The sequence below is a fragment of the Duganella sp. Dugasp78 genome (assembly GCF_059491455.1).
This window is the reverse complement of sequence record NZ_CP168506.1, coordinates 1,213,058-1,231,718: the sequence shown is the minus strand read 5'-3', so window position 1 is coordinate 1,231,718 and position 18,661 is coordinate 1,213,058. Positions and strand designations below refer to the sequence as shown.

Annotated in this window: 16 protein-coding genes; 9 read left to right on the top strand and 7 right to left on the bottom strand. The window is 64.5% G+C overall.

Annotated features, from left to right (window positions below; translation table 11 throughout):
• The first annotated feature begins 12 nt into the window (after nt 1–12).
• Together ACEN9O_RS05510 and ACEN9O_RS05505 are read left to right on the top strand one after the other, a co-directional pair.
• The gene (locus ACEN9O_RS05510) at nt 13–1,209 is read left to right on the top strand and encodes a hypothetical protein (protein WP_495616621.1); all 1,197 of its coding nucleotides are present in this window, start codon (nt 13–15) and stop codon (nt 1,207–1,209) included.
• Between the two features lie 24 nt (nt 1,210–1,233).
• The gene (locus ACEN9O_RS05505; RefSeq protein WP_495616620.1) at nt 1,234–2,001 is read left to right on the top strand and encodes a substrate-binding periplasmic protein; all 768 of its coding nucleotides are present in this window, start codon (nt 1,234–1,236) and stop codon (nt 1,999–2,001) included.
• A 48-nt stretch (nt 2,002–2,049) separates the two neighbouring features.
• Here ACEN9O_RS05505 and ACEN9O_RS05500 read toward each other — a convergent pair whose 3' ends face one another.
• Together ACEN9O_RS05500 and ACEN9O_RS05495 are read right to left on the bottom strand one after the other, a co-directional pair.
• Nucleotides 2,050–2,760, bottom strand: coding sequence for an SDR family oxidoreductase (locus ACEN9O_RS05500; protein WP_495616619.1), 711 nt, complete (start codon nt 2,758–2,760; stop codon nt 2,050–2,052).
• A 76-nt stretch (nt 2,761–2,836) separates the two neighbouring features.
• Nucleotides 2,837–3,415, bottom strand: a complete 579-nt coding sequence (locus ACEN9O_RS05495; protein WP_495616618.1) for a TetR/AcrR family transcriptional regulator — start codon at nt 3,413–3,415, stop codon at nt 2,837–2,839.
• 135 nt (nt 3,416–3,550) lie between these two features.
• Between ACEN9O_RS05495 and ACEN9O_RS05490 the strand changes: the two genes are divergently transcribed.
• From ACEN9O_RS05490 to ACEN9O_RS05465, 6 genes are all read left to right on the top strand, one after another.
• A complete protein-coding gene (locus ACEN9O_RS05490) occupies nt 3,551–4,300 on the top strand; it encodes a substrate-binding periplasmic protein (RefSeq protein ID WP_495616617.1) in 750 nt (249 codons plus the stop codon).
• 313 nt (nt 4,301–4,613) lie between these two features.
• On the top strand, nt 4,614–5,075 hold the full coding sequence (locus ACEN9O_RS05485) for a cache domain-containing protein (RefSeq protein WP_495616616.1): 462 nt from the start codon (nt 4,614–4,616) through the stop codon (nt 5,073–5,075).
• Between the two features lie 46 nt (nt 5,076–5,121).
• Entirely contained in the window at nt 5,122–6,222 is a 1,101-nt protein-coding gene (locus ACEN9O_RS05480) for a porin (RefSeq protein ID WP_495616615.1), read from the top strand.
• Between the two features lie 268 nt (nt 6,223–6,490).
• On the top strand, nt 6,491–8,557 hold the full coding sequence (locus ACEN9O_RS05475) for a prolyl oligopeptidase family serine peptidase (protein ID WP_495616614.1): 2,067 nt from the start codon (nt 6,491–6,493) through the stop codon (nt 8,555–8,557).
• 124 nt (nt 8,558–8,681) lie between these two features.
• On the top strand, nt 8,682–11,306 hold the full coding sequence (pepN, locus tag ACEN9O_RS05470; protein WP_495616613.1) for an aminopeptidase N: 2,625 nt from the start codon (nt 8,682–8,684) through the stop codon (nt 11,304–11,306).
• A 491-nt stretch (nt 11,307–11,797) separates the two neighbouring features.
• Entirely contained in the window at nt 11,798–12,484 is a 687-nt protein-coding gene (locus ACEN9O_RS05465) for a hypothetical protein (protein ID WP_495616612.1), read from the top strand.
• 127 nt (nt 12,485–12,611) lie between these two features.
• On the opposite strand, the gene ACEN9O_RS05460 is transcribed toward ACEN9O_RS05465, so the two are convergent.
• The 3 genes from ACEN9O_RS05460 to ACEN9O_RS05450 all read right to left on the bottom strand — a co-directional run bounded on the left by ACEN9O_RS05460 (nt 12,612) and on the right by ACEN9O_RS05450 (nt 15,348).
• Complete coding sequence (locus tag ACEN9O_RS05460; RefSeq protein ID WP_495616611.1) at nt 12,612–13,007, bottom strand: hypothetical protein; 396 nt, start codon at nt 13,005–13,007, stop codon at nt 12,612–12,614.
• 29 nt (nt 13,008–13,036) lie between these two features.
• Nucleotides 13,037–14,065, bottom strand: coding sequence for a hypothetical protein (locus ACEN9O_RS05455; protein ID WP_495616610.1), 1,029 nt, complete (start codon nt 14,063–14,065; stop codon nt 13,037–13,039).
• A 71-nt stretch (nt 14,066–14,136) separates the two neighbouring features.
• A complete protein-coding gene (locus ACEN9O_RS05450; RefSeq protein ID WP_495616609.1) occupies nt 14,137–15,348 on the bottom strand; it encodes a TIGR04552 family protein in 1,212 nt (403 codons plus the stop codon).
• A gap of 166 nt (nt 15,349–15,514) precedes the next feature.
• On the opposite strand from ACEN9O_RS05450, the gene ACEN9O_RS05445 reads away from it, so the two are divergent.
• Nucleotides 15,515–16,915 (top strand): GntP family permease, encoded by a 1,401-nt coding sequence (locus tag ACEN9O_RS05445; RefSeq protein ID WP_495616608.1) that lies wholly within the window; start codon nt 15,515–15,517, stop codon nt 16,913–16,915.
• Here the strand turns inward: ACEN9O_RS05445 and ACEN9O_RS05440 are convergent.
• The gene (locus ACEN9O_RS05440) at nt 16,857–17,648 is read right to left on the bottom strand and encodes a DNA-formamidopyrimidine glycosylase family protein (protein WP_495616607.1); all 792 of its coding nucleotides are present in this window, start codon (nt 17,646–17,648) and stop codon (nt 16,857–16,859) included. The genes ACEN9O_RS05445 and ACEN9O_RS05440 overlap by 59 nt on opposite strands.
• 61 nt (nt 17,649–17,709) lie before the next feature.
• Nucleotides 17,710–18,600 carry a DUF2167 domain-containing protein gene (locus ACEN9O_RS05435; RefSeq protein WP_495616606.1) on the bottom strand — a complete coding sequence of 297 codons (891 nt, stop codon included), beginning with the start codon at nt 18,598–18,600 and terminating at the stop codon, nt 17,710–17,712.
• Nucleotides 18,601–18,661: the final 61 nt, after the last annotated feature.

Genomic DNA, 18,661 nt, shown 5'->3' with positions numbered 1-18,661 from the left:
GAGGGAGGAGTCATGCATCTGAATTTGACCAGGGTTTTTCGGGCCGGCGCGTTGTGCGCGGCGGCGTTTGCCTGCGGCGCGGCCTGCGGCGAGGACGCGTTGCACATCGGCGGCGCGATACGGTTTAATTACGTCTACAAGAACTGGCAGCCCGACCATCCGCACGGTTTCTTCGGACTGGACACGGCGCGCCTGGACGTCAACTACGACGATGGCCGGTGGCTCGGTTCCGGGCAATATCGGTACAACGATTTTCCGCAAGGGCAGGGCGACTACACCGAGCACTTCCTGCATCACGGCTGGGTCGGCATGCGTTTTGACGACAAGAGCACCGTGCATGTGGGACTGGACAAGATCCCGTTTGGCCTGCAGCCGTTCGCCTCCAACAACTTCTACGAATCGATCGCGTTCTACACCGGCTTCGAAGACATGTACGACCTGGGGGTGACCTACGCCAGCAAGCCCGGCGCGCTGGAGTGGCAGCTCGGTTTCTATCCGCGCGATGGCGGATCGTATGGCGGCAGTTCCAACACGGCCGGGGCCTCGAACCGCTATTCGTTCAATATTGTGTCGGACGATAATGCGCAGGGCTACGCCACGGGCCAGAAGGACAGCGAGCACAATACCCTGGTCGGCCGCGTCGCCTGGCACGTCGGCCCCGGCGAAAAGCAGGAAGTCGGCCTGTCCGGGCTGACCGGCGAAATCCACAACGGCGCTGGCCAGACGTCCCGCCGCAATGCGTTCGCGGTCCACTATAAAGGCACTTTTGGCCCGGTCGGCGTGATGTTGGAAGCGTTGCGTTACGACTACCATACCCGGCATACGGCGACCCAGACCTACGGCGGCCTGGACCCGAACAGCTTCGTGATGCTGGGCGCGTTCGGCTATCCCTATCCGGTGGCGGCCAAGGGCGACATCCTGGTGGCCAACGTCAGTTATGACATCCCGGGATCGCTGGGGCCGTTCAGCGGCTTCAAGCTCTACAACGATTACAGCGTCCTGAACAAGCGCGTCGGCAATTACAAGGACGCGCAGCAGAATGTGACCGGGTTGAGCTTCGCCGCCGGAAAATGGTATTTCTACGCCGATTTCATGGCGGGCAAGCACCAGCCATATATGGGGCCGGATTTCGGCGGGCTGGGCTCGACCTCGACCAAGTATGATAGTGTCACCCATCGGGTCAATCTGCAGGCCGGATATTACTTTTGATTTTCCGACCCTGGAGATGGAACGATGCGTGGTACGGCGACTATCCTGTGGTGTCTTCTCGGCCTGACTTTTGCCGGGCTGGTTAGAGCGGAAACGGTCACCATCGCCACCGGTGAATTTCCGCCGTGGACCAGCGAAAGCGCCAAGTACGGCGGCTTCGTCAACCGCGTCGTCGCGGCGGCGTTTGCGCGGGTCGGGATCGACGTCAAATTCACCTACATGCCGTGGAAGCGCGCCGAAGCCGAGACCAAGGTGGGACGCTACGACGCCAGCGCGTTCTGGTTCGCCAGCCAGGCCAGCGAGGCCGACTTTATTTTGAGCGAGCCGATCTCCAGTCACAGGGAAGTATTTTTCCATTTGAAATCCAGACCGTTTCCCCACTGGGAAACCCTGTCCGATCTGCATGCCGTTAAAATCGGCGCCACCCTCGGGTATACCTACACCAGGGAATTCTGGGACATGGCACAGAGCGGGAAAATCAATGTGGAGGTCGCCGCCCGCGATCTGCTGAATCTGAAAAAAGTGGCCGTCGGCCGCATCGATGCCTTTCCCGTCGATGAGATGACCGGATGGCTGCTGCTTTCTAACCCCAAGTTTTTTCTCCCCGGGGTCAAGGAATTGTTTGCGACGGAACCGCGCCCCTTGCGCGCGACGGCCGGCTATCTGCGCTTCCCCAGACATCAGCCCCGCACCCCGTATTTGAAGGGGAAATTCAATGCCGGCCTGCTCGAACTCAAGAACGATGGCAGCTACGACAGGTTTTTGCAGGACATGATTTCGGGTGTCTATTGATCGGGTGACAGGCGGGGTGTGGACCGCCCCCCGCCAAGTCGGCGCCCCTCAGGCGGCGCGCGGCTCGCCCAGGTAGGCGCTGCGCGGCGCGGTGAAGGCTTGCTTGACGTAGCGCGCGGTCTCGTCGGTCAGCACTTCATCCTCGCCCGCTTCGAGCGCGGTGACGATGGCCAGCGCGACATCGGCCGGCGCCGCTTTCGGCGCGTCGACGCCGTCGGTCATGTCGGTATCCATATAGCCCATGTGGGCGCCCAGCACCTGCGTGTTTTGTGCCTGCAGTTCGCCGCGCAGGCCGTTGGTCATGGCCCACGCTGCGGCCTTGGAGACGCTGTAGGTGCCGCTGGTCGGCAGGCTGATCCAGCTTAGCGCGGACAGGATGTTGACGATGGCGCCGCCGCCGTTGCGCTTGAGGGTAGGGGCGAAGGCCTGGCTCAGCGCCATCGGGCCGAACAGGTTGGTCTCCAGCTCGGCGCGCGCCGAGGCGACGGCGTCCGGCGCGGCCACGCCGCTGCCGGTGAAGATGCCGGCGTTGTTGATCAGGATGGTCACGTCGGGCAGGGCTTGCGCGGCGGCAGCGATGTCGGCAGCGTTGGTGACGTCGATCTTGACCGGCGTCACGCCGGCCAGGGTGACGGTGGCGGGATCGCGGGCGCCCGCGTACACCTTGCGCGCGCCGGCGGCGAGGGCCGCTTGCGCCAGGGCTTTGCCCAGGCCACGGTTGGCGCCGGTGATGAAGACGACGGCATCTTTGAAGTTCATGGTAATTCCTTTCAGTGGGTAAAATTAAGGTAAAACAATATGACCGGTCATCTTAAAAATGGCCGAAAAAAAAGCATCACAGCAAAATACGGTTCAGCACCATGTCGGCAAAGCGGTCCAGCGGCGCGCGGCTGTGGGCCGCTTTGGCGTGCAGCACCGCGCCTTGCCAGGCGTCGATGATGAAATTGGCCAGGTCCAGCGCCGGCTGCGGCGCGGCGATGCTGCCGTCGCGCTGGCCTGCGGCGATCACCCCTGTCAGGCCGGCCGCCCAGTCGTCGAAAGTCAGGCGCAGCGCCTCCTGGATGGCCGGAATCTGGGTCGATAGCTCGGCGCTGAAGTTGCCCAGCATGCAGCCGCAGCTGTAGTCGGCGGCGGTGTTGACGCCGATCAGCAGGTCGAAATACGCCCGCAGCCTGGCCTTGGGCGCCAGCCGGGTGTCGCCCAGCACGTCGAGGTAGCCGGCCGCCGCCGCGCCATAACGTTGCAATACCTCCAGTCCCAGCGCTTCCTTGCTGGTGAAATGGTTGTAGAACGAGCCCTTCGGCACAGCGGCGGCGTCCGTGATGTCCTGGACGCTGGTGGCGTTGAAACCCTTGCTGTGAAGCAGGTTCAAGCCGGCGGTGACGATTTGCTCTTTGACGTTAGGTTTAGCCATGTGCTAAATATGACCGGTCGTCTTAAAAAAGTCAAGCTCTATTTTCTATCTGACGGTGGCGTTTCCCGGCCCCTGCTCACAAGCATCCCGCAGCGTGCTACTCTGCCGTTATATCCTTTCGGAATACCCCTGCCCATGTCGCTACGCATGTACACGTTCCCCGTCCTGGCGGCGCTGCTGATGGCGGCGGGCCAGCCGCTGCGTGCCCAGCCGCCCGGCATGTACGTGTACGAGGTGGCGCCCCTGTTCTATCGCGACAAGGGCGTGCCGCGCGGCGTGCTGTACGAGATGATGCTGGACCTGCGCAGCCGCACCGGTCATGCCGGCCCGGTCATCCCGGTGCCGCTGCGCCGCGAACTGGTGTTGCTGAACGACACGCCGGGTTCGGTTGGTACGCTGGGGCGCTCGCCGCTGCTGGAAAACCGGTACCGCTGGCTGTGCAAGCTATGGGAAGACCGCATTATGCTGGTCGCCAGCGAGGCGACCGACGTGGCCATCGCCACGGTCGACAAGGCGCGGACGTTGCGGTTGGGGGTGGTGATGGGCAGCCCGTCGGAGGAACTGGCCCGCGCGCTGGGCTTCACACGCATCGAGCCGGCGGTCAGTTCGGCCGCCAATGCGGGCAAGCTTGCCAGGGGACGCATCGATGTGTGGATGGTGGCGCAGAGCATCGCCGAGCACGAGCAGCGCCAGCTGGGTCCCGTCGCGCTGCGCCTGCGCCTGGGCGCGGTGCTACAGCCGGTCAACGTGTACCTGGCGGGCGGGCGCGGCATGGACGACGCCAGCGCCGCCAAGTGGGAAAAAGCATGTGCCGCCATGCAAAAAGATGGCACGCAGGCACGCATTCTGCAGCAATACGGTTATCGGGCCCTGGCGTCCGAGTGAGCCGTTAAGCCGGCGATCAGGCGGCGCATCTGCGCGTCGCCCCCGCCCCATCTGGCGCGCCTTGGCGTTCAGTTGGTGGATAGAAAGCAACGGTTTCATCAAAGTATTAATCTCAATCTTTCTGGTTGTCGCCTTCGCGACTATTATGATTGGGCAAGTACAGGCATCGCTGCCATGGGGGTTTCTCACCATTTTCGTGGCCGGTTTTCGCGTCGTCGGCAGTCAGCCCGAGATCAATGCCCCGCCCTCGACGTACTGCCCGACCTCGCTGCTGTAGACCGGCATCATCCTGTCCACTACCAAGGAGCAGTCAATGAAACTGAGTTTTTTCAAGTTGCTATTCGCCGTCCTGCTGTTGTCCTTCGGCCCGTGCGCAATGGCGGCCGATGCCGCCACCCGTGACGAAGCCGTGGCGATGGTGAAGAAAGCGGTCGCCTACGCCAAACAGAACGGCAAGGATAAGGCGATGGCGGAGTTCAACAACCCGCGCGGACAGTTTATCGACCGGGACTTGTACATCGCCGCGCTGGACTTGACCGGCTTGATGCTGGCCAGCGGGGTCAATCCCAAGCTGATCGGCAAGAACCTGTTCGACATCAAGGACATGAGCGGCAAGTACTTCGTGCGGGAAGAGATTGACCTGGCAAAAGGCAAGGGCAGCGGGTGGGTGGATTTCGAGTGGATGAATCCGGTCAGCCAGAAGATGGAGCACAGGTCGGCCTATCTGGAACGCATCGACGACTACATCATCCTGAGCGGCGTCTATAAAAAATAAATAATATAAACGATATAAACCATCAATAGATAGCGGAGACGCCACCATGAAAACAGGCACCCTCAAAGCCGGCCTCGCACTGCTTGCCGGCGCTGCCGCGCTCCCCGTCATGGCGCAGAGCAATGTCACCATCTACGGCATCCTCGACAGCGGCGTGGTGTACACGAATCATGCAAGCGCCACCGGCAATTCCATCGTCAAAGTACCTAGCCTGACCGGCAGCGTGCCGTCGCGCCTGGGCTTTCGCGGTACCGAAGACCTCGGCGGCGGCCTGCAGGCCGTGTTCGTGCTTGAGAGCGGTCTGGGCGTCGATACCGGGACCGCCGGCCAGGGCAACCGCCTGTTCGGGCGCCAAGCCTCCATCGGCCTGAAAAACGAATATGGCACGTTGACGCTGGGGCGCCAGATCAATATGACGTTCCTGGCCGCGATCAAGTCGGACGTGCTCGGCCCCAACCTGTTCAGCATGTCCAGCATCGATCCGTACATCCCGAACGCGCGCAGCGACAATGCGGTCGGCTATCTCGGCACGTTCTCGGACTTCACGCTGGGCGCCACCTACAGCTTCGGGCGCGACGCCTCGAGCGCCGGCGGGCCGGCTGCCACCAACTGCGCGGGCGAGGTGGCGGGCAACGCCAAGGCCTGCCGCCAGGTGACGGCCTTGCTGGGCTATGACAACAAGCGTTTCGGCGTCACGGCCAGCTACGACATCATGTACGGTAACACTGGCGCAGCTGCCGGCCTGACCACCAGCGACAGCAGCGACCGCCGCACCACGCTGAACGGCTACGCCATGGCCGGCGATGTGCGCATCGGCGCCGGCATCATGGCGCGCAAGAAGGTGGCGGCTACACTGGCCAACAACCTGGAGTCCAACCTGATCTACATCGGGGCCAGCTACCCGTTGATGCCTTTCATGACGCTGGATGGACAGGTGGCGCGCCACGACGTCAAGGACAGCGGCAACGACTCCACGCTGACGGCGCTGCGCCTGACCTATTACCTTTCCAAGCGCACCGCGGTCTACAGCTCGCTCGGCCATATGACGAACGCCGGCGCTGCGGCTCTGGCGCTCGACGCCGGCGGCACGGTGGGTGTCGGGATGAGCCAGTCGGGCATCTCGGCCGGCGTGCGTCACATTTTCTAATCGGTGGAGTGCGTCGCGGCGCGATGCAACGCAAGACCGGGTACATTTCCCTAAGGGCACTTCGAAAAACCACCAAATTGTCGTTCCCGCGCAGGCGGGAACCCATGCGGAGCCACTGGGCATGCGGGGTATGGATTCCCGCCTGCGCGGGAATGACGGTTTTTCGAGGTTCCCTAAATAACGTTTTGCTTGCTGCGCTGCGATCTTGGTATCATGCCGACAGCCGGCCACCAGCCGGTATTTTTCTTATAACGTCGGAGATCCCCGAATGAGACTATCACTGCTGCTGTTGGGAACCGCTGTCGCGGCTTCCAACGCCCTGGCCGCGCCGCGCGGCTTCACCGTTGAAGACATGGTCAAGATGGAGCGCGTCGGCAGCCCGGCCTTGTCGCCGGACGCCACCCGCGTCGTCTACACGGTGCGCTCCACCAACCTGGACAAGAACCGCGGCAACACCCAATTATGGATGCTGGACCTGCGCGCGCCCAAGGCCGCGCCGGTGCGCCTGACCCAGGCCGACGCCAGCAGCAGCGATCCCGAATGGTCGCCGGCCGGCGACGCTGTCTACTTCCTGTCGGCCCGCTCCGGCTCGCAGCAGGTATGGCGCTTGCCGCTGGCCGGCGGCGAGGCCGCGCGCGTGACCGACCTGGCGCTGGACGTGGAAAACTTCCGCCTGTCGCCGCAGGGCGACCGCCTGGCGCTGAGCCTGGCCGTGTTCCGCGATTGCGCCGACCTCGCCTGCAGCAAGGCGCGCCTCGACGCGCAGGCCAAGAACAAGGCCAGCGGCAAGGTCTACGACAAGCTGTTCGTGCGCCACTGGGATACCTGGGCCGACGGCCGCACCAACGTGCTGTACGCGGCGCCGATCGACGCCACCGGCAAGGTCAGCGCGCAGCCGGTGAGCCTGTCCGGCACGCTCGACGGCGACGTGCCGTCCAAGCCGTTCGGCGACCACGACGAATATCACTTCAGCCCGGACGGCAAGACCGTGGTCTTCTCGGCCCGCATCGCCGGCAAGACCGAAGCCTGGTCGACCAACTTCGACGTCTACACCGTGCCGGCCGAAGGCGGCGCGGTCAAGAACCTGACCGCCGACAACCCGGCCTGGGACACCAGGGCGATCTACTCGCCCGACGGCAAGACGCTGGCCTACCTGGCGATGGACAAGCCGACCTTTGAGGCGGACCGCTTCCACCTGGTGCTGATCGACGTCGCCAGCGGCAAGAAGCGCACCGTCGCCGACAGCTGGGACCGTTCGATCGCCGACTACCGCTGGACCCCGGGCAGCAAGACCCTGCTGGCCAGCGCCGACGATATCGGCCAGCACCGCCTGTTCTCCATCGACGCCGCCAGCGGCAAGGTGACGGCGCTGACCGGCAACGGCTACGTCAGCGGCTTCGACGTCGCGCGCGACACCGTCGTCATGGCGCAGGCCAACCTGGCGTCCGGCGCGCAGCTGTTCAAGTTCAAGCTGGGCACGATGGCTAATATGGCCGACAAGGCGCAGCAGCTGACCACGCTCAACGCGCAGGCGCTGGCCGACGTCAAGTTCGGCGAGTACGAGCAGTTCTCCTTCACCGGCGCCAACGGCGAGACCGTCTACGGCCACGTGATGAAGCCATGGAACGCCCAGCCCGGCGTCAAATATCCGATCGCCTTCCTGGTGCACGGCGGCCCGCAGGGCAGCTTCGGCAATGCCTGGAGCTATCGCTGGAATCCGCAGGTGTACGCCGGCGCCGGCTACGCCACCGTGTTCATCGACTTCCACGGCTCGACCGGCTACGGCCAGAAGTTCACCGATTCGATCAGCGGCGACTGGGGCGGCAAGCCGCTGGAAGACCTGCAAAAAGGCCTGGCCGCGGCGGTGCAGAAATTCCCGTGGCTGGACCGCGAGCGCAGCTGCGCACTGGGCGCGTCCTACGGCGGCTTCATGATGAACTGGATCGAAGGCAGCTGGTCCGACGGCTTCAAGTGCATCGTCAACCATGACGGCGTGTTCGACACGCGCGGCATGGCGTATGCCACCGAAGAGATCTGGTTCACCGAATGGGAAAACGGCGGCGCCTACTACGACGTGCCGGAACTGCACGAGAAGTTCAACCCGGCGCTGAAAGTGAAGAACTGGAAAACCCCGATGCTGGTGGTGCAGGGCGATATGGACTTCCGCATCCCGACCACGCAGGGCCTGGGCACCTTCACCGCGCTGCAACGGCGCGGCATCCCCAGCAAGCTGCTGATGTTCCCGGACGAGAACCACTGGGTGCTCAAGCCGGCCAACTCGCTGCTGTGGCACCACACGGTGATCGACTGGCTCGATACCTACCTGAAGAAATAACCCCATCGTTTGGGGTCAGACCCCGCCGGGGTCTGACCCCGGTTTGCCGTGCGGGGTCAAGGCAAGGGCCGCCGCGCCGCACACCTCAAAGGGCCGCCCCAGCTCCCCCATTCCAGGAACATACATGAAAAATACCCTGATCGCCGTCGCCATCGCGCTGACCTGCGGCGCCGCGCAGGCCGCTACCCCGCGCGCCGAAAACGCCTTCCTGTCGCAAGCCGACGCCGCCGCCCGTTCGGCGCGCGTGGCCAACGTCGACTACACGCTGGACTTCACGCTGACCGGCAAGGAAACCTTCTCCGGCACCACCACGTTGAGCTTCGACCTGAGCGACGCCAGCCAGCCGCTGACCGTCGACCTCGACAAGGCCACCATCCTCAGCCTGACCGTCAACGGCAAGCAGGTGACGCCGCAATACAACCAGTGGTTCATCACCATCGCCCCGGCCGAACTGAAGGCCGGCCGCAACAGCGTCACCATCAGCTACGCGCGCCCGCACAGCACTAACGGCGAAGGCCTGCACCGCATGGTCGACCCGGTCGACAACCGCGTCTACACCTACTCGCACTTCGAGCCGGCCGCCGCGCACCAGATGTTCCCGGTGTTCGACCAGCCCGACCTGAAGGGCACGTATGAAATCACCGTCACCGCCCCGGCCGACTGGGTGGTGTCGTCGACCCGGCGCGAGACCGGCATCCAGGACATCGGCAACACCAGGCGCTGGACCTTCCCGCGCACCAAGAAGCTGAGCTCGTACAACTTCTCCATGCACGCCGGCCCGTACAAGGTGTGGGAAGACCACGGCGGCCCGTACCCGATGCGCCTGTTCGCGCGGCAGTCGGTGGCGTCGCAGGTGTCGCCGCAGGACTGGTTCAACTACACCCGGCGCGGCCTGGCCTTCTTCGACCAGTACTTCGGCGTGCCTTACCAGTTCGAGAAATACGACCAGCTGCTGGTGCCGGACTTCCTGTACGGCGCGATGGAAAACGCCGGGGCCATCACCTTCGCCGAGCGCGGCTTCCTGTACAAGGACGAGATGACGGCGGCGCAGAAGCAAAACCTGGCCGGCGTCATCATGCACGAGATGGCGCACCAGTGGTTCGGCGACCTGGTGACGATGAAGTGGTGGAACGGCCTATGGCTGAACGAAAGCTTCGCCTCCTTCATGGGCACGCTGGCCACGGCCGAGTCGACCGAGTTCAGCAACGCCTGGCAGGGCTTCTACTCGGGCGCCAAGCAGGGCGCCTACGTGCAGGACCAGCGCGTGACCACGCACTCGATCGAGACGCCGGTGCCGTCCACCGCCAACGCCTTCGACAACATCGACGCCATCACCTACTCGAAGGGCGCGTCGACGCTGAAGCAGTTGCGTCACCTGCTGGGCGAGGAAGTGTTCCGCCAGGGCGTGCACAACTACCTGGTCAAGTACTCGTACCAGAACGCCAAGCTGGACGACTTCATCGGCAGCCTGGGCGAGGCCGCGCACCGCGACCTCAGCGGCTGGACCAGGCAATGGCTGTACGAGCCGGGCGTCAACACCATCGCGGCGGAATTCAGCTGCGCCGGCGGCAAGATCAGCCGCTTCAGTCTGCGCCAGAGCGCGCCAAGCAAGGCGATGCCGACGCTGCGCGAACAGCGCGTGCAGATCGGCCTGTTCAACCTGGGCGCGGACGGACTCAAGCTGGGCAAGAACGTGGCCGTCACCTACCAGGGCGCCAACACCGCCGTGCCGGAACTGACCGGCGCCGCCTGTCCGGACCTGGTCTATCCGAACTACCAGGACTGGGGCTATGCCCAGGTGCAGTTGGATAAAAAATCCTTCGCCACCGCGCAGACCAGCCTGGGCAAGGTGGACGATCCTCTGCTGCGCTCGATGCTGTGGCAAAGCCTGTGGGACGGCGTGCGCGCCGCCAAGCTGCCGCTCAACGACTTCCTGAACACCGCGCTGGCCAATGCGCCGGGCGAAAAGGACTACACGCTGCTGGGCGAGGTCACCAGCAAGATCCGCGCGGCCAAGGCTTATCTCGACCACATGGGACCGTCGGTTGCCGGCTACAACGCGCAGATGTCGGCGCAGCTGGAGCAGATGGCGTTCGCCGCCGCCCAGGCCGCCAGCGGCGACCACAACTTCCAGCGCCGCTGGTTCGCGACCTACCTGGACATCGCCAGCACGCCGGCCGCGATGGCCCAGCTGGCCGACATCCTCAGCGGCAAGCTGGTGGTGCCGGGTATGAATGTCAGCCAGGACGTGCGCTGGGATATCGTCAACCGCCTGAACCGCTACGCCTATCCGGGCGCGGCGGCCTTGCTGGCGGCGGAACAGGAGCGCGACAAGTCCGACAGCGGCCAGGCCGCCGCGCTGGGCGCGGCCGTGGTGCAGCCGGACGCCAAGGTCAAGGCCGAGTGGCTGGCCAATATCAACGACCTGCAAACCAAGCTGCCGTTCTCGAAAATCCGCCGGGCGATGGAGAACCTGTATCCGACCGAGCAGGGCGCGTTGGGCGAGCTGAGCGCACAGCAGCGCCTGGCGCAGCTGGCTCAGGTCGACAAGGCCGCCGGTCCGGTGTTCATGCGCTCCTATGCCAACGTGATGATACCGGCCAGCTGCACGCCGGCCAGCGTGCAGCGCCTGCAGGCGGCGGTGGGCAAGTTGAAGGACTTGTCGGCAGGCACCCGGCGCGCGCTGCTGGTGGCGCACCAGGAGGATGAGCGCTGTGTGGCCATCAAGAGGGCGATGACGGTCAACTAAAAGGTGCGCCGCGACGGGGTCGGGACTTGCCAGCCTTGATTCAGTATAGGTAATTTCACTAGGGGGGAAACAATGTGGCAAATTATTCGTTTTGGGAGGGCGCTCCGAACGCTGGCGGTACCCTTCATATTATTTGCCGGCGTGAGTAACGCTCATGCGGCAGACATTACAACACCGAAAATGAAGTGGCAATGCCGGCCGCATGCCCGTCTATGATCCGGGCGCGCCTGGAACGCCCCCCGAGGAGGAGTGCAAATGGCAAAACGGCGGCTGGACGTGCTCGGGGCCGAAACCATACGATGATTGTATTCGGGTCGCGGGCCCCAAGTGGTTCTGCAGGATTGCCAGCGAAATACCCGAACCGGAGCTTGATGCTGCCACTGAATAGGCAGCAGCGCGTTAAGCGGCTGAAGGTCCGCCAAGTATTCTCACTTGTCGATCATGTCCCTGTTCATTTTTGAACGAGGTACCGTCGAAATAATTGCCAGGAAATGGATGAAGCTATGTTTCAGAGAAAGTCGTTAATCGCTGTGCTGTTGATGGTGGCAGCCACCTCAGTTATCGCAGCCAATTCGGGTTTGACCGTTGACGACACGGATCGGGAGAAGGGAGTTAAGTTTTATTCCCTGGATCCTAAACTGGCCGAAATCGAAAGCAGACTTCCCGATGGCGTGCGGGGGTTCACCTCGTTCGAACATCCGGAGCCCGTAAGGATGAACGACCGCCCGTCATATCTGCGTCACTACGCTTGTGACTTTGCCATATTTGGCGTGGCTGAACTCCAGGATTCCAAATCATTCGTTGGAAAGCATGATGTTGGAATATTCACCAAGTTGCGTTTCAAGATGGTGGATAGCTGGAGGGTAGGTTCAAGCCCGAAGGATCAAATTTTCGACGTCATCGTTCCAGGGGGAGAGGTAGAGTATAAGGGGGAAATTTTTCGATTAGACAATCCTCTGGCTACCTATGTCAACGGCCGTAGGTACCTGATGGTCATTCAAGACGACGATACAGGAAAGATCGGCAAAAATAATTTTTCCGGGGTCCCACGTCTGCGTGAGGTTTCAAATGGAATCATCTATTCACCATTCAGCGCGCCGCCATTCGAGTCCGGAATGAGTCTGGACAGTGCAAAGGCGGCTGTGCAAGAAGCCCTAGAACAGAAGGGATGCGAATGAAATTGCTGAAAAAAATCCATGTCGCCGGCCTTGAATGCATCAGGCGTCGCGTACGTATTTGCGCCAAGAAATTGGGGCTGCTTGCCCAACTGCCGCGCTTCCGGCAAAAGTTGGGCGAAGTAATGGTTTATCGCTGGCTGGAGTCGACGTTCTGCACGCAGCGGCCGGCGCTGCAGACGGCGCCGGCGTCCACCGCCAGCATGCAGTTCGACAGCACGTGGCCACGCTTGTCCTCTTGGACGCGGGCGGCGGTGTGCTGCGCCACCAGTTGCTTGAGCCGGCCGCCGTCCTGCGCGCGGTCGGACCAGGCGATGTAGCGCTCCGGCCCGCCGCAAGCCTTGGCGCCGACGGCGATGGTGTGGCATTGGCTGTCGCGGTCGCAGCTGGTGTCGGCGTTCTGGGCCTCGATCTGTTTCCACAGCGACGCCGCGTTGGTGTTGGCGGGCGGCGCGCTCTGGCAGGCTGCGGAAATCATCAATGCGCCGGCGGCTGCCAGGCGCAGGAGGAGTAAGGTAGTTTTCATCCTCGCATCATGTGCCTGTTCCCCACGTTTTACAAGCGCTCGCCGAGGCGAGCCTTGCGCGCGATGCCGTCCGGGCCGAACAGGATAACGAAGTCGGCGTAGCGCGGCTGGCCGTCGGCGGCGCGTTGTTGCGAGGGGTAGCGGTAGCACCACACCTGGTAGCCACTGTCGAAGCGGACCACGGTGGCCGGCCCCAGCGCGGCCTGCATCTGCTGCGTGCTGCGGTGGTCGTCAGCCAGGTCGGTGTCGGCCGCGCCGGGCGGATCGTCCTGATAACTCAATTCCAGCAGCGTATCGTCGGACCAGCCGCGGTCCCACAGCGGCGCGTAGAAACTGCGGTCGAGCAGCACCTGGCAATCGCAGAACGGCAGCGTGGCCGGCGTCTGCGTGCCGCCGGCGTACAGCATGGAAAAAGGCAGCGCCTCGCTGCGCGCGCCGTCGCGCAGCGTGACGGCGAACAGCGGCCGTTCGCTGAAGAACAGGTAATTGCCTTGCGGCGAGGAGCAGACGCGGTCGGGATCGGCGAACAGCTCGCCCAGCCAGGCGAACAGCCGGGCGTTGTTGGATACCAGTCCGGCCTGCATGCCGACCAGGCACTCCAGCCGCAGATCGCCCAGCCGGCGCATATTGGGCGGCACGCCGGGGCTGCGCACCTGGGCGCGCCAGGTCAGCGTGCTGGTCTTGCTGCTGGCGATCAGGGCCGCGTCCTCCTTCAGCGCCTGGTCATTGAGCGGCAGCGTGAAGCTATGGTCCGGCGCCACCGGCACCGGCAGCGACAGCGTGTCACCGACCACGCGCAGGGTGATGCCGTCGAGCCGCGTGGTGGGCAGGCGCGGCAGCAGTTCAAAGCGCAGCGTGGCCTGCGGCGCCAACGCGTGGTCGCGCTCGAAGCGCTGCATGCCGGCGATCATCTTGCGGAAGGATTTGTCGACCGGGTCGCGCGTTGCCGTGACGGTCACGCGCGGCGGTTCGCCGTCCTGGGCGCGGACGCCACCGGCCACTGCAGCCAGCGCCGCCATCGCCGCGGCCAGCAGCCAGAGAGGGATTCGATTGCGCATCGCCTTTGCTCCCGGCTAAAGCTCCATGGTAGAGGCTAGGGCCCGGCCGCGGCGCACCGCTGGCCGCTGGTTCAGCGGGCCGTTACCGGCGCCACGTCCTCCGCCCGTGCTTCGGCGGACCGGTCTGCGGCGGGCCTGGGGATGTTTTGCTGCTCGATCCAGCGCAGCAGCTCGCGGCCGAACACGCGGGTGCGGGCGGTGTCGAGCTGGCGCTTCTTGTAGGCCTCGTGGCTGGCCGGGCCGGTCAGGCTGCGCTGGTAGCTGGCCTCGTCCATCAGCTGGATCTCGTACTCGAAGAAGAAGCCGACGTCGTAGTCCTGCTCCGGCCCGGCGTCGAGCTGCTGCACGTGGATCATCTTGCGCACCGTGACCTGAATGCTGTTGAAGCCGCTGCCGCTGTGCGGATTGTCGCAGCGGGTCTGCGGCTGCGCCAGCTCGGCCAGCTCGGCGTCCATGGTTTGCAGCAGCTCGGCCGGATAGTCGTCGCTGTGCTCCAGCTGGGCGCGGTACTTGTTGAAGATCTGCTTGGCCGCCTCCAGGTCCAGCAGGGTGTTGCGGGTGCGTTCGGCGTCGACGTTGGTGACCGACAGCAGGTGCGCCCGCTGCAGCGTGCGCAGCGCCAGCAGGCATTCGAATCGGGTGGCAAACACCAGCCGCACGCCCAGGTGGTCGAAGATGTCGGCCGCCAGGTAGGCGGCTTTTTGCAGCAGCTTGAGCAGGATGCTGTTGCGGCCCTTGTTGTCCTTGCGGTCGTAGTGCAGCATCGGCAGGCAGACCTCGCCGTCGGTCAGGTAGTGGCGGCCGCCGTCGTGGCGTATCACCTCGTCCAGCGTGCCGAACACCTGGGCGCGGATGGCGTGGAAGTGGCGCAGCTTGAGGTTGTTGTCGATGTAGAAAATGCCGTGCATGACCTTGAGCACCGCGCACGACCACATGCGCCGCGCGTCGACGTGCTGGCCACGCAGCGAGGCATGGACCAGCAGTTCCAGCGGATCGTCGGGATGGCTGACTTCGGGCGGGATCAGCGCCGCCTGTTCGGGCGTGAGGAAGCTGGCGGTGATGAAATCGATGGCCTCGCGATGGGCGCGCCGTATCAGCGCGATGGCGGCCGGCTGTTCGAGATCGAAGCCGTATTCGCGCACGAACTGGTGGGCGTCGTGCAGGTTGCGCAACGCCAGCGCGCCCAGGTCGATCGCCGACACGCCGTTGGCGATCGCGTTGAGATAACTCCAGTTGAGCGAGAACTTGCCCCCGCTCTTGAGCGAGGCTTTGAGTTCGGACATGGCATCAGGCAGAGGCTGCGATGATTCAGTATCGCAGCCTGTTTGATTAGCGTCAATGCTGCACCGCCGCAGCCGGCGCCGGGCCGCGCTCTGCTTTCAGGCCAGCTACGCCGATGCCGGTTTATCTCTACAATGAGCCGATCTCATTCAACTAAACGGAGCCCGCATGTCCTTCCTGATCGTGCTTGCCGCACTGGTGTTCCTGATGCTGGCCGCGTATCGCGGCTACAGCGTGATTTTGTTCGCGCCGGTGGCGGCGCTGGGGGCGGTCCTGCTGACCGATCCGGGCGCGGTGGCGCCGGTGTTCAGCGGCATCTTCATGGACAAGATGGTCGGCTTCGTCAAGCTGTACTTCCCGGTGTTCCTGCTGGGCGCGGTGTTCGGCAAGCTGATCGAGCTGTCCGGCTTTTCCGAATCCATCGTGGTGGCGGCGATCAAGTACATCGGCCGCTCGCGCGCCAACGCCGTCATCGTCGCCGTCTGCGCCTTGCTCACCTACGGCGGCGTGTCGCTGTTCGTGGTGGTGTTCGCGGTATATCCGTTCGCAGCCGAGCTCTACCGCCAGAGCAACATCCCCAAGCGCCTGATGCCGGGCGCGATCGCGCTGGGGGCGTTCTCGTTCACCATGGATTCGCTGCCGGGCACGCCGCAAATCCAGAACATCATCCCCACCACCTTCTTCAAGACCACCGGCTGGGCCGCGCCGTGGCTGGGCGTGATCGGTTCGCTGCTCATCGTCGCGGTCGGCTTGAGCTTCCTGGAATGGCGGCGCCGCTCGGCCATGGCCAAGGGCGAGGGCTACGGCGCCACCGCCGCCAGCGAGGCGGTCCACGCCGCCCGCAGCGGCCTGCCGCATCCGCTGCTGTCGGTGGCGCCGCTGATCCTGGTGGGCGTGGCCAACTTCACGCTGACCAAGCTGATCCCCGGCTGGTACGGCGACAGCTATGCGCTGACCGCCGACGCCTTGCCCGGCCTGCACGCGCCGGTGTCGGTGCCGATCAAGACCGTGATCGGCATCTGGGCGGTGGAGGGCGCGCTGCTGCTGGGCATCCTGCTGGTGGTGGCGACCGCCTTCGGCCGCGTCCGCACCACGTTTGCCGAGGGCACCAAGGCGGCGGTCGGCGGCGCGCTGCTGGCGGCGATGAACACCGCGTCCGAGTACGGCTTCGGCGGCGTGATCGCCTCGCTGCCGGGCTTCCTGGTGGTCAGCGACGCCCTGCGCAGCGTGCCCAATCCGCTGGTGAACGCGGCGGTGTCGGTCAGTTCGCTGGCCGGCATCACCGGCTCGGCCTCGGGCGGCATGAGCATCGCGCTGGCGGCGATGTCGGACGCCTTCGTCAAGGGCGCGCAGGCGGCCAATATTCCGCTGGAGGTGCTGCACCGGGTGGTGGCGATGGCCAGCGGCGGCATGGACACGCTGCCGCACAACGGCGCCGTCATCACGCTGCTGGCGGTCACCGGCCTGACGCACCGCGAATCGTACCGGGAGATTTTCGCCATCACGCTGATCAAGACGACGGCTGTGTTCTTTGTGATTGCCGTGTACTACCTGACCGGGCTGGTGTGAGGTATTGCTGCTGGCACTGGTCGCAGAAGAAGCTGCGCCGGTGCGTCCTGCCCAGGTGGGCGCGGTGGAAGGGGATGTGGCAGCGCGGACAGACCTGCCTGGTGTGGGCCAGCCAGTGCTGCTTGAGCTCGTAGGCCTTCTTCCATTTCAGGAAATCAAAGCTGTAGACGCGCGCCTGCTCGACCAGCTGGCGCAGCTTGGCGGCCGGCAGGTCGCCGACCCTGGCCAGCGGATGCAGGTGGATGCGGAACAGCACCTCGTTCTTGATGATGTTGCCGACGCCGGCAAAGATGGTTTGATCGAGCAGGGCGTCGCACACCAGCGTGTCCGGCGCGGCGCGCAGCTTGGCCAGCGCCCGCTGCGGGTCCCAGGCGTCGGACATGACGTCGCCGCTCCAGTCGTACTGGGCGTCGAGATCCGGATCGATCTGCTTGACCGAGCAGGCGTAGAAATTGAGTTCCTCGGCATCGTCGAAACCCAGGCTCAGGCGCGGGCTGGTGTCCTTGCGCTCGTTGATGCGATAGCTGCCGAACATCATCAAGTGGATGCGCAGCGCGGTCTCCGGCAGCTGGATCAGGAAGTGCTTGCCCCAGCTGCGCAAGGCCGTGACCGGACGGCCGGCGATGGCGTCGAAGTCCACCGCCTTGCTGTTGCCGCTGGCGGCGCGGATGGTGCGGCCGGCAAAGCCGGCGGCCTGCTCGCGCAGGATGACGATCGATGGTCCTTCGGGCATGGCGGTCTCCGGGCACGGTCTGGCATCCAGTGTGCGCCGCCGCGCGCGAGCGGACCGTGCGCTAGCTCACCGTGGCTTTCTTGCGGCCCAGCGCCTGGTACAGCCAGGCGCCGCAGGCGGCCAGCGCGACCAGTACGAGTTTCTTGAACGCCAGCAGCAGCGCCATCAGCTTGCCGAACAGGCCCAGCTTGGCCGCGACGCCGCCGGCCACCAGCGCCGCCAGGCCGTATTCGGCGACCTTGTCGGTCCTGCCGTCGAAGTCGGCGTAGCGCTTGCCCGGGGTGAAGCCGGCGACCGCGGTGAGGTTCTTCATCTCGCGCCTGACCTGATCGATCTGGTCCATGCCGGCCACGGCGTTGAGCACCAGCACGCCTTCGCGGCCCAGCATCCGCACATGGTAGTTCAGGCCGTTCTCGTTGCTGCCCTCGGTGTGCAGCTCCTTGGCCCAGTGCAGCGTGTGCCGGGCCGCGTCGTAGCCGGGCTGCTCGGCCCAGCCGATCAGCGTCATCGCCGCGTAGCCCTGCTCGCGGCGCGCGGTGTTGTTGTCGGCGACCGAGTCCTTCAGCTGCGCCAGCAGTTCGGCGTAGTCGATGCCGGCGGCGTCGTCGTCGCTGACATGGCCGCCCTGTTCATAGCTGACGATCACGCCCCAGCCGGCCGCGCCCAGCGGATCCACGCCGGCCGGCAGGATCATGCCCAGCGTCGGCGCGCCGGGCGGATTGCCCCAGCCGTCGACCAGCATCCTGTTGGTGTCCTGCGGATTCAGGTAGCGCAGGTGTGGCGGCAAGTCCAGCGTGGCGATGCCGCCCGGCAGCGCAACCTTGCCGGTCTGGAAATGCAGTCCAGCCACGAACCGTTCGGCCCAGCCTTGCGGCGCCGGCGCCGGATCGGCCGCCGCCGCCAAGGGCGCGCACAGGGTCAGGCACAACAGGGCGGTCAGGGCCAGGCGCATCGTTACTCCTTGCAAGAAAAGCCATATCCTACAGGAAAGTATTGCGTATTTGGTAATTATT

What these genes read in the sequence shown, in the direction of transcription:
- ACEN9O_RS05460 (WP_495616611.1), bottom strand. Translation starts at nt 13,007, where the DNA reads ATGAAAACTACCTTACTCCTCCTGCGCCTGGCAGCCGCCGGCGCATTG.
- ACEN9O_RS05480 (WP_495616615.1), top strand. Translation starts at nt 5,122, where the DNA reads ATGAAAACAGGCACCCTCAAAGCCGGCCTCGCACTGCTTGCCGGCGCT.
- ACEN9O_RS05485 (WP_495616616.1), top strand. Translation starts at nt 4,614, where the DNA reads ATGAAACTGAGTTTTTTCAAGTTGCTATTCGCCGTCCTGCTGTTGTCC.
- ACEN9O_RS05455 (WP_495616610.1), bottom strand. Translation starts at nt 14,065, where the DNA reads ATGCGCAATCGAATCCCTCTCTGGCTGCTGGCCGCGGCGATGGCGGCG.
- ACEN9O_RS05510 (WP_495616621.1), top strand. Translation starts at nt 13, where the DNA reads ATGCATCTGAATTTGACCAGGGTTTTTCGGGCCGGCGCGTTGTGCGCG.
- ACEN9O_RS05505 (WP_495616620.1), top strand. Translation starts at nt 1,234, where the DNA reads ATGCGTGGTACGGCGACTATCCTGTGGTGTCTTCTCGGCCTGACTTTT.
- ACEN9O_RS05490 (WP_495616617.1), top strand. Translation starts at nt 3,551, where the DNA reads ATGTCGCTACGCATGTACACGTTCCCCGTCCTGGCGGCGCTGCTGATG.
- ACEN9O_RS05500 (WP_495616619.1), bottom strand. Translation starts at nt 2,760, where the DNA reads ATGAACTTCAAAGATGCCGTCGTCTTCATCACCGGCGCCAACCGTGGC.
- ACEN9O_RS05475 (WP_495616614.1), top strand. Translation starts at nt 6,491, where the DNA reads ATGAGACTATCACTGCTGCTGTTGGGAACCGCTGTCGCGGCTTCCAAC.
- ACEN9O_RS05440 (WP_495616607.1), bottom strand. Translation starts at nt 17,648, where the DNA reads ATGCCCGAAGGACCATCGATCGTCATCCTGCGCGAGCAGGCCGCCGGC.
- pepN (WP_495616613.1), top strand. Translation starts at nt 8,682, where the DNA reads ATGAAAAATACCCTGATCGCCGTCGCCATCGCGCTGACCTGCGGCGCC.
- ACEN9O_RS05445 (WP_495616608.1), top strand. Translation starts at nt 15,515, where the DNA reads ATGTCCTTCCTGATCGTGCTTGCCGCACTGGTGTTCCTGATGCTGGCC.
- ACEN9O_RS05435 (WP_495616606.1), bottom strand. Translation starts at nt 18,600, where the DNA reads ATGCGCCTGGCCCTGACCGCCCTGTTGTGCCTGACCCTGTGCGCGCCC.
- ACEN9O_RS05450 (WP_495616609.1), bottom strand. Translation starts at nt 15,348, where the DNA reads ATGTCCGAACTCAAAGCCTCGCTCAAGAGCGGGGGCAAGTTCTCGCTC.
- ACEN9O_RS05495 (WP_495616618.1), bottom strand. Translation starts at nt 3,415, where the DNA reads ATGGCTAAACCTAACGTCAAAGAGCAAATCGTCACCGCCGGCTTGAAC.
- ACEN9O_RS05465 (WP_495616612.1), top strand. Translation starts at nt 11,798, where the DNA reads ATGGATGAAGCTATGTTTCAGAGAAAGTCGTTAATCGCTGTGCTGTTG.